Here is a 9,936-nt window from a genome sequence, read left to right on the forward strand (position 1 = left end):
AGTCAGTACACTTTGTTTATGTTTTATACGGTTTTAAAAGGGAATAATTATTTCCAAACTATATGTGACATCTAGCACATGATACTATTTATGCAGGTATAAAGATGATTTACAACACCTTATTTCACAAAAATAAAACTCTTACTTCTGTTTAGATTTCATTCTTTTTTAAATCAATTTTAAATAGATTCTCATTTTTAGGCTGAATGATAAATCAAGGTTTTATCATAAATAATAACGAGGACATAAACATGCCAATTTATAACGCACCATTAAAAGATATGGAGTTTATTTTAAATGATGTATTTCAGGCTGAAGTATTTTGGGGAAATAATCCGAATTTAAATCATATTGATATGGCAACAGCAAATGCTATTTTAGAAGAAATGGCCAAGTTTTCAAAAAATGTCATATTAGATCTGAATCGCGCGGCTGATGAAGAAGGTGCACATTTCAAAAATGGTCAGGTTACAACTCCGAAAGGCTTCAAAGAAGCATTTCAACAATATGCAGAAGGAGGCTGGATTGGATTAGGTGCAGATGAGGAATGGGGTGGTCAAAATATGCCAAAAATGCTCACAGTCTTGGCTGATGAGATGATTTTTGCAACCAATCCCTCATTTATGCTTTACCCCCTGCTCTCTGTTGGTGCTGGAATGGCACTCAGCCACTGCGCATCGCAAGAGCAAAAAGAGACTTATTTACCTAAAATTTATTCTGGAGAATGGTCTGGAACAATGTGCTTAACAGAGCCACATGCTGGTACAGATCTAGGAATAATAAAAACTAAAGCTGAACCTAATCCTGATGGCTCATATAACATTACTGGAACAAAAATTTTCATTACCAGTGGTGAACATGATCTATCCCAAAATATCATCCATCTGGTTTTAGCCAAAACCCCGAATGCGCCTGCAGGCTCCCGTGGCATCTCCCTATTTATTGTTCCAAAGTTCATGGTCAATGCAGATGGTTCTCTTGGTCAACGAAATACCTTAGGTGCAGGTTCTCTTGAACATAAAATGGGAATCAAAGGTTCAGCAACATGTGTTATGAATTTTGATGCTGCTAAAGGTTTTCTGGTCGGACAAGAAAATCATGGTTTGGCAGCGATGTTTATCATGATGAACTACGAACGACTTTCAATGGGAATCCAAGGCATTGGAGCATCCGAATTTGCTTATCAAAATGCAGCTCAATATGCCACAGACCGCTTGCAAGGCCGTAGCTCAACAGGGACAAAATCACCAGATAAGCCAGCCGATTCGATTCTGGTCCATGGTGATGTTCGTCGCATGTTACTCAATGGACGTGCCAATAATGAAGCATCAAGAGCATTTGCTGTTTATGTAGGACAGCAACTCGATATCACCAAATTTTCACTTGATACCGAAGCTGTAAAAAAGGCCAATGATCGTGTTGCCTTACTTACTCCAATTGCCAAAGCCTATCTAACTGACACAGCTTTTAATGCAGTTTTAGATGCCCAAATGTGTTTTGGTGGACATGGTTATATTCGCGAATGGGGAATGGAACAATGTGTTCGTGATTTACGTATTGCTCAAATATATGAGGGTACAAATGGCGTTCAGGCTCAGGATCTCATCGGACGCAAAGTCATTAAAAATAATGGTGTAAGTATTTTTGAATACATTCAGGAAATTCGACAGTTTGCCCTATCACTTAATGGTACTTTAAAAATCAAGGCTGCCACTTTACATGCCTGTGATGAAGTTGAGCAAATTACGCATTTTATTTTAGAACAAACCAAAATACATCCCGATTTCGCCAATACTGTTGCAGTAGATTATTTACATGCTGTTGGTTTGCTAAGTTTTAGCTATATGTTTGCACGAATTTGTCAGGCAGCAGAACAAAAAACAGAATCGTTTTATCAAAATAAATTACTTTTAGCTGACTTTTTTGTGGCTAAGAATCTGCCTGGTCTCTCTAGTCGGCTTCAGCAAATTAAAACAGGGGCTAGTGTGGTCATGCAGTTTTCAGCAGACTATTTTACAACGCTAGCTTAATTACCCATATCAGGTAACACGATCTAAATATGAGGATCTGTTAGATATAGAAATTTCATCTAACAGGTTTCTCAAAAATATAAGTCTAAGCAAAGTAAACATGATCATAACCGGGAGTAAATCTGGTCTCTTGTGATCTAGCATAAAATAAAGGCTGTCAAACGCTACATCGTCTTATCATGAGTTTATTTTTTGCTTCAGGGCTGAAGTATTTTGCAGCAATAAACATAAAACAAAAGCAACAACCCCATCATTCAAATGATGGAATTTATATGAGAAACATAATATGAATCTTGATTTAAATCGTATACGGTTCGTTTCACTTCGTGAAAAAATTATGCCTGCTGAACAGGCAATTCAACTGATCAAAGATAACATGGTCATTGGCATGAGCGGGTTTGGGGGCGCAGGTGAAGCTAAAACCATTCCTCTGGCTTTAGCTGAATATGCAAAAACACATCCGTTAAAAATTACGTTTGCTACTGGTGCAAGCCTGGGAAACAAAATAGACCAGAAACTCTGTGAAGCACATGTGATCGCAAGACGTTTACCTTATCAGGCAGATCCGACTTTAAGAAAAGCGATAAATGCAGGTGAAGTAATGTTTACTGACCAGCATCTTTCAGAAACTGCTGAACAAATGAAACATCATGTGATTCAAAAACCTGATATTGCAATTATTTCAGCAATTGCCATTACAGAAGATGGTCAAATCATTCCGACAGGCTCTGTTGGTAACTCAGCTATTTTTGCTGAGCTTGCAGACCAGATCATAGTAGAAATTGATCGTACGATTAGTCCTGATTTGGAAGGTGTGCATGATATTTACATCCCTAAAGCACGACCTAATCGAGGCTCAATCCCTCTCACCCAAGTAAGTGACCGAATAGGGACTCAGGGCATAACGGTTAATCCTGACAAAATAGTTGCAATCGTATTTAATGACCTACCAGATACATCTGCATCCATGGCAGAACCAGATCAGGAAACGCTTGCCATAGCCAAAAACCTGATCAATTTTTTTGAAAAAGAAGTTGAAATTGGGCGTTTGCCTCAGAACTTAGGTCCACTACAATCTGGTGTAGGCTCAATCGCAAATGCGGTCTTTTCTGGTTTTGAACATTCCAGTTTCACTGATCTGGAAATGTATTCAGAGGTTTTACAGGATTGCACTTTCCAGCTGATCGACTCAGGCAAGATGAAGTTCGCCTCTGGTAGTTCAATGACACTTGATACCTGTGCAGATCAGGTCATGCAAAATTTTGAACAATATAAAGACAAAATCGTACTTCGTCCCCAGGATATTTCCAATAATCCTGAATTAATTCGTCGTTTAGGCATTATTGCCATCAATACTGCGATTGAATTTGATATCTATGGCAATGTCAATTCAACCCATGTTTCAGGAACAAAAATGATGAATGGTATTGGTGGTTCAGGAGACTTTACCCGTCATGCTCATCTGGCGATTTTTGTCACTAAATCCATTGCGAAAGATGGTGCTATCTCTTCCGTCGTCCCGATGGTTAGCCATGTAGACCACAATGAACATGACATTGATATTTTAGTCACAGAACAAGGGTTGGCTGATTTACGTGGCTTAGCCCCTAGAGAAAGAGCAAGGGAAATTATTGATCATTGTGCGCACCCTTCTTACAAAGCAGCCTTGAATGATTATTTTGATCGTGCTTGTCAGCGAGGAGGACATACGCCTCATATTCTAAATGAAGCACTTTCCTGGCATGCAAAATTTGAAGAACAAGGTCATATGTAAGCCATTTGACCTTCAAGTAAAAGTTGTTATTTAACTAAAAAACCTCAGTTTAATTGCTGAGGTTTTTTATCATAAATTTAACGGATGAGAGAATCGATATAATCTTTGCCAATGCCAACACGTTGATAATGTTCACGACACATCGCCAGGTAATCATGCACATCAAAATAACCATCGGCATCTCCTGTATCATTTAACCAGATGAGAGGTCCTTTCACGATAAAAAACACACGCATCGGCTCTTCATGTTCAAATGCAACTAAAGTGTGCCCTTCGCCTGGAGTTTCATAGACGAAATCCGATTTTGTCGCTGTCCAGTCATGTTCCAGATATCCCCATTTTCCAGAAATGGTATAGGCAAAAACCTCATGTGGATGATAGTGCCTATTGACCAGACCTGCCGATTTTGCCATGAGAATATCGCACCATTTATTTTCCTGCGGTGAAATCCACAATGGTCGTGAAGAAACCGTCTCAGTAAAAGGGACGTAATAACGCTCATCATCGATAGTTGCATTGTGAATATAGGCTTCCGGTAAAGCATCTGGTTTAAACGGATTATTGATTTTTGCAATGTTTTTCCAGAATTCATCTTGCGCTTTTTCAACCATGTGACTCTCCTTGTTTATTTTTCACTCAAACAATAAAAAGTTAACATATTGATTAAATCTAAAGATGAAAAATCACATTTTTTAACCTTTCCTTTGCAAATCACCATTAACCTTTGCCAATAAATGCTTCCGAATTAAGTGATTCAACGGCGTCGAATAATACTTTTCAATTGCCCAGCTCAACAACAATGTGGCTATAAAAAATAGAGGTAACAGGATGAGTTTTTGCTCTGGAGTAGTTTCTTTAGGTAGATAAAATACTTTTATTAATCCTAAAATAACCAAATGGAAAAGGTATATTTCATAACTACGTTTTCCAATCCATACAGTTATATTGCCAACACCAGAATCAGCTTTCGATCTATTTTCCTGAGCCAGACAAAAAATCAGACCTGCCGTTAACAATGCAAAAACACCGGTTCCCCAAATACTAACTTCTTTAATTGGAGCATATAGATATAGCAAACACATCAGTATAGAAATGATTGTAATCACTGGTTTTCTGATCCGTTCTGGGCATTGCCACTTCTGTACGGCCAATGCCAATATGCATCCAATTGCGATTCCATCAAAACTTGAAAAATAATGATATAAATAACCACCATTTTCATCTAAATAATAAAGCGACCTAAAATAAGGCGCATAACAAATAATCGCCAGCAAAAATAATATAAATAACTTTTTAGAACGTAATACCAGACAAAGAACAGGAAATGCCAGATAAAACACCTCTTCAACAGAGAGTGACCAAAGTACACCAAGCGCATAATTGACCCAACCAAACTGGATGATCAAGATATTCATCCAAAAGGTGAATGCAGCAAGGATTGTTAAACCATAAGAGACTTCCACGCCATTTGGGGCTTGATTTATAAATGGTGTTAAACCCAAACTCCCCAATATGGTAACCATTAGAACCAGTAGAACAAGACAAGGGATAATCCTTGCAATACGCCGAATGTAAAACTGCCACAAATGTACTTTGGATAAAGCACCATCTCTTTTTAAAGTGTGAGATGTGATCAAAAAGCCCGAAATTACAAAAAACATGGTCACACCATAATTTCCGTTTCGGGCAATCAATGTACTTAAATTTTCACCAAAAACCTGAACGCCAAGAAAAGTATCTTTTAATTTGTATGGGATATTAAAATGATGAAAGAGGACTAAAAGGACTGAAATTCCACGTAGTATATCTATTTTATAATTTCGCATTAATCCATCTGCTTTTAGATTGGAAATGTGAAGACTACGATAGTCTTCACATGAAATATTTATTTTAATTGTTAACTTAGATAGTCTAAAACTTCAGCAAATTTTGTTATACGATGCAAAGGTTTTGCTGCTGTTAATTCTTGATCTGTACCATAGCCATATTCAACGGCTATTGTTTCAATCCCATTACAGCGCGCACCTAAAATGTCATGTTCACGATCACCGATCATCATACATTCATCAGGGCTTAATAACTCTTGCTGTAAAATATAGGCGATTAAATCACCTTTATTGGTTCGTTCGCCACTTAACTCACTGCCATAAGCTTTAGTAAAATATTTTGCTAAATCAAAATGTTCTAATATTTGTGTTGCATAAACAATCGGTTTAGCTGTCGCGAGATAAAGTTTGTATTCTTCCTTTTGCAACTGAGATAATGTAGCGGCAACATCAGGAAAAACTTCATTTTCAAATAAACCAATATGGCCAAATCGCTCACGGTAACCAAGTAGTGCCTGCTCAGCCAAGTCATCATCTATTGATACATTCAGGATTTTTGCCAAAGATACTTTTAACGGTGGTCCTATCACCCAATCCAGATTTAAATCAGCGGCAACTGGATGACCAATTTTCTCAAGACCATAGCGAACGCATGTAGTAATACCTATTTTAGGATCAGTTAAAGTTCCATCCAGATCGATAAGAATGTTTTTGATCACCACATGTTCCTTCTTTAAAGAAATTACTATCGAGAGTTCTGTCAAAGTTGCCTATACTAACGCAAATTTTATCGATTAAGGATATAGATGTGCGTCCAACTGTACTTTGTTTTTCTGGTTTAGACCCATCTGGTGGTGCTGGATTACAGGCAGATATTGAAGCAATTGGTCAAAGTGGCGCACATGCTGCAATCGCCTGTACTGCATTAACCATTCAAAATTCTCAAAAAGTCTTTGGTTTTGAAGCAACCTCTAAAGAATTGCTACTCGCCCAGGCAAATGCTGTAGTTGGGGATTTACCTATTCGATGTGTTAAATCCGGTATGTTGGGAACTACGGATAATATCGCTGCCTTAGCACAATTTTTGCGTGAACATCCTGATTACCAATACGTTTTAGATCCTGTTTTGGTTGCAAACAGTGGCGGTTCTCTAGGCAATCAGGCAACACTGGTCAAGGCGTTTGTAGAACTTATTCCATTAGCAACTATTCTTACCCCAAATACAGTAGAACTTCGAGCTCTAACAGGTGAGAATGATCTCGAAAAGGCGACTGAAAAACTCTTTCAAATGGGTGCAAAAGCGGTGCTAGTTAAAGGTGGTCATGAAGATACACCTGACTATATCCGAAATGCACTTTACATTGATGGTGATATGGTTTCCGAGTCGCGCTGCCCTCGTTTAGAAGGTGAATATCATGGTTCTGGCTGTTCATTGGCAAGCTTTATCGCAGGACGTTTAGCCTTAGGTGATGGTTTGAAACAGGCCGTTCAACATGCTGAAACCTGGCTGTTTGGTGTATTAAAAAATGCAGAAACACCTGTTCCAAATGGACAAAAGATTCCTAAACGATTTTAACTTTTCATGCGATTTTACAAAATTTATAAAATCACTTTGAATAAGCATCTATTTTTATTCATTTATTGCTAGATAAGATAATAGGCTTAAATATCAAGACAAGCTTTTGCAAAGAAGAAGCTAAAGAGTAGCCATCTCCTTAACTTCTTCTAATTTTATAGACCTATTAAAAAAACATATTTTTTATTTCATAAAGTTATTTACAAACAGGTCTTTTACATCGTCTGTTCTTCCAGCAAGCAAGGCTTTGATTGCATACATTGAAGTTGATTTTACTTGCGAAAAATTCGGATTTGGCGGCATGACCAATTCCATAGGGTTGGTATGTACATCTAGTAATGCTGGACCATCATGATTCAAAAATCGTTCAACAGCTCCCTCTAGCCCTTCACCTGTTTTTTGAGTATGACCATACAAACCAATCACCTCAGCAACTTTACCAAAATCAGGGTTGAGCAAGTGAGTAAAGTTATCCAGTAAGCCTTCAACTTTCTGCTCGAGTTCAACAAAATTCAATGAACTATTATTGAGAACTACAATTTTAATCGGTAATTTTTCCTGAATAGTTGTGAGTAGATCTCCTAACAACATTGCCAGTCCACCATCACCACAAATTGCGATCACTTGACGATCAGGAAATGCCTTTTGTATTCCTAACGCTTGAGGCATGGCATTTGCCATTGTTCCATGCAATAAACTGGTTAGGGTACGACGTTTTCCATTCACATCAAAATGCCTTAATATCCAGACCATTGCTGAACCTCCATCGCCAGTGATTATTGCATCTTCATCAGCATAGCGATTGATCAGGGAAATCAGATATTGCGGATAGATCAGCCCTTCTTTACCGACTCGCTCTTCTTTATGGCGGATATCGTCACTTTCTTTTTTGATTTCCAGACAGGCATCAAGATATTGATCATCCAGATTCTCATCAAGTAACGCTAACAATACCTGAATTGTCGGTGCAATATGCCCTACTACACCGATTTCAATTGGATGGCGACGTCCTAAATGTGTTGCCTCAACATCAATCTGAATAATTTTGGCGTGCTTAGGATAATATTCAGCCCACGCAAAATCAGTACCAAGTAATAATAAAACATCACAATTCATGACAGCATGTAACCCAGCTTTATTGCCGAGCATGCCATTCATCCCCATATTAAAAGGATTGTCATACTCAATAAAATCTTTAGCTCGTGAAGTATGCACGACTGGAGCTTTTAATTTCCCAGCAAGAACAACAACCTGATCATGCGCATGTTCACAGCCTGCACCTGCATAAATTGCAATCTTGCTGGAAGTATTGAGTAATTCTTTAATTTGACTTAATTCTTCACGATTAGGAGTGAATTCTGGTTTTGGATGATACACAGAAAATGGCAAATCATTTTCGACATATTGCTGGCTGATATTGGTTGGCATAATCACTACAGCAACGCCTCTTTTATTTAAGGCTGCCTGACATGCCAAAGTCATAATATGTCTGGCCTGGCTAGCTTCAGTAATTTCCTCACAGTAAACAGAACATGTCTGATAAATCGTTCTAAAATCGACATATTGTGGAAAATCAATAAATCCAACCTGATCTGTCGAAAGTTGGCTGGCGATCAGTATGACTGGTGCACGATTGCGGTGAGACTCAAACAGACCATTAATAAAATGTAAGCTTCCAGGACCACAAGAACCAGCACATGCTGTCAGGTTTCCACTCATCAGCGAATCTGCGCCTGCAGCAAAACCGCCAACTTCCTCATGCCTGACATGTACCCAGTCGATCGAGCTTTTAGAAATAGAATCGGTAAAATGATTCAGCGTATCGCCTACAATTCCATAGCAATGCTTTACACCTGCCTGTTCAAGCACTTCTACCATAATATCTGAAACTTTTTTTCCAGCCATTTGTTATACTCGCTCTACTTAAAATATTTATCATGCATGATTCATAGTGAGCGATTATTTAGCATTGGTTTAGAGATGAAATGTCATTTTTTGTATCATATATTCATCATGTGATTTTTAATTTACTNGTGATCATATTTATTTTTTAGGCTTTTAATATGTTTTTGATTGGTTTTAAATGATCGTTCCAATGCGCTATTTTCAAGTTTCAATCTGATTCTTTTGCACATAAGCTCTGAAAGGATCACTTGATTAAATGTTCTTACATGCTTAATCCAAGTTTTACCGATAAAAACACCAGCAGGAATATCCGTTTTAAATTCGCAGCCATTCTGAAAAACAACCAGCGAATGAATATGTTCTGGACCAATCATCTCTTTTAACAGTTTTGTCACCACATTAATGTGTCGGTAGTTTTGATGTAAAGGATTTTGAAATTTATAGCGGTTTTTATAAATCTGCTGTATCCATACCTTTTGCCGTTCGTTGGCAAAAATCCAGCCTATATAGTTTTTAGTTTCAATCACAAATAATCCAAATGGACTAATAATGATATGATCAATTTGGGTTGTACCATACTCATCATAAAAAGTTAAATCATGGATATCCTGATAGCCGTCACCCAACTCATCCGAGATATTTCTCTTAACAATCCATTCACCAATCTTTCCTTTTATTCTTGGTTTAAATATCCCCCAAAGACTCAAAAAAATACACAAACCCAAAATCCACCACAAAAGCGGTGAAAAAATACTTATAATAGACACTTTACTCCCCAATAAAATATATATTTTTTAATAAGTTATATTTCATATAGATTAACTT

8 protein-coding genes are annotated in these 9,936 nt (G+C 37.6%); 3 read left to right on the forward strand and 5 right to left on the reverse strand.

The genetic code is table 11. The annotated features are described in order from the left end of the window. Nucleotides 1–251 precede the first annotated feature (251 nt). Nucleotides 252–2,030, forward strand: coding sequence for an acyl-CoA dehydrogenase C-terminal domain-containing protein (locus KPC_RS14175; protein WP_121975009.1), 1,779 nt, complete (start codon nucleotides 252–254; stop codon nucleotides 2,028–2,030). 286 nt (nucleotides 2,031–2,316) lie between these two features. Beyond that, entirely contained in the window at nucleotides 2,317–3,804 is a 1,488-nt protein-coding gene (locus KPC_RS14180; RefSeq protein WP_121975010.1) for a succinate CoA transferase, read from the forward strand. Between the two features lie 77 nt (nucleotides 3,805–3,881). On the opposite strand, the gene KPC_RS14185 is transcribed toward KPC_RS14180, so the two are convergent. The 3 genes from KPC_RS14185 to KPC_RS14195 all read right to left on the reverse strand — a co-directional run bounded on the left by KPC_RS14185 (nucleotide 3,882) and on the right by KPC_RS14195 (nucleotide 6,349). Continuing rightward, nucleotides 3,882–4,415, reverse strand: a complete 534-nt coding sequence (locus KPC_RS14185; protein WP_121975011.1) for a 2,4'-dihydroxyacetophenone dioxygenase family protein — start codon at nucleotides 4,413–4,415, stop codon at nucleotides 3,882–3,884. An 81-nt stretch (nucleotides 4,416–4,496) separates the two neighbouring features. Continuing rightward, nucleotides 4,497–5,630 (reverse strand): acyltransferase family protein, encoded by a 1,134-nt coding sequence (locus tag KPC_RS14190; protein WP_121975012.1) that lies wholly within the window; start codon nucleotides 5,628–5,630, stop codon nucleotides 4,497–4,499. A gap of 71 nt (nucleotides 5,631–5,701) precedes the next feature. Beyond that, the gene (locus KPC_RS14195; RefSeq protein WP_121975013.1) at nucleotides 5,702–6,349 is read right to left on the reverse strand and encodes an HAD-IA family hydrolase; all 648 of its coding nucleotides are present in this window, start codon (nucleotides 6,347–6,349) and stop codon (nucleotides 5,702–5,704) included. Between the two features lie 89 nt (nucleotides 6,350–6,438). Between KPC_RS14195 and KPC_RS14200 the strand changes: the two genes are divergently transcribed. Then, nucleotides 6,439–7,206 (forward strand): hydroxymethylpyrimidine/phosphomethylpyrimidine kinase, encoded by a 768-nt coding sequence (locus tag KPC_RS14200; RefSeq protein WP_121975014.1) that lies wholly within the window; start codon nucleotides 6,439–6,441, stop codon nucleotides 7,204–7,206. Between the two features lie 183 nt (nucleotides 7,207–7,389). On the opposite strand, the gene KPC_RS14205 is transcribed toward KPC_RS14200, so the two are convergent. Both KPC_RS14205 and KPC_RS14210 read right to left on the reverse strand, forming a co-directional pair. Continuing rightward, nucleotides 7,390–9,111, reverse strand: a complete 1,722-nt coding sequence (locus tag KPC_RS14205) for a thiamine pyrophosphate-dependent enzyme (protein ID WP_121975015.1) — start codon at nucleotides 9,109–9,111, stop codon at nucleotides 7,390–7,392. Nucleotides 9,112–9,233: 122 nt separating this feature from the next. Then, nucleotides 9,234–9,878: a nuclease-related domain-containing protein gene (locus KPC_RS14210; RefSeq protein WP_228212270.1), complete on the reverse strand. Its 645-nt coding sequence runs from the start codon at nucleotides 9,876–9,878 to the stop codon at nucleotides 9,234–9,236. Nucleotides 9,879–9,936 lie beyond the last annotated feature (58 nt).

It is taken from the genome of Acinetobacter stercoris (assembly GCF_900323515.1).
GTDB lineage: Bacteria > Pseudomonadota > Gammaproteobacteria > Pseudomonadales > Moraxellaceae > Acinetobacter > Acinetobacter stercoris.

What these genes read in the sequence shown, in the direction of transcription:
- KPC_RS14190 (WP_121975012.1), bottom strand. Translation starts at nt 5,630, where the DNA reads ATGCGAAATTATAAAATAGATATACTACGTGGAATTTCAGTCCTTTTA.
- KPC_RS14175 (WP_121975009.1), top strand. Translation starts at nt 252, where the DNA reads ATGCCAATTTATAACGCACCATTAAAAGATATGGAGTTTATTTTAAAT.
- KPC_RS14180 (WP_121975010.1), top strand. Translation starts at nt 2,317, where the DNA reads ATGAATCTTGATTTAAATCGTATACGGTTCGTTTCACTTCGTGAAAAA.
- KPC_RS14185 (WP_121975011.1), bottom strand. Translation starts at nt 4,415, where the DNA reads ATGGTTGAAAAAGCGCAAGATGAATTCTGGAAAAACATTGCAAAAATC.
- KPC_RS14205 (WP_121975015.1), bottom strand. Translation starts at nt 9,111, where the DNA reads ATGGCTGGAAAAAAAGTTTCAGATATTATGGTAGAAGTGCTTGAACAG.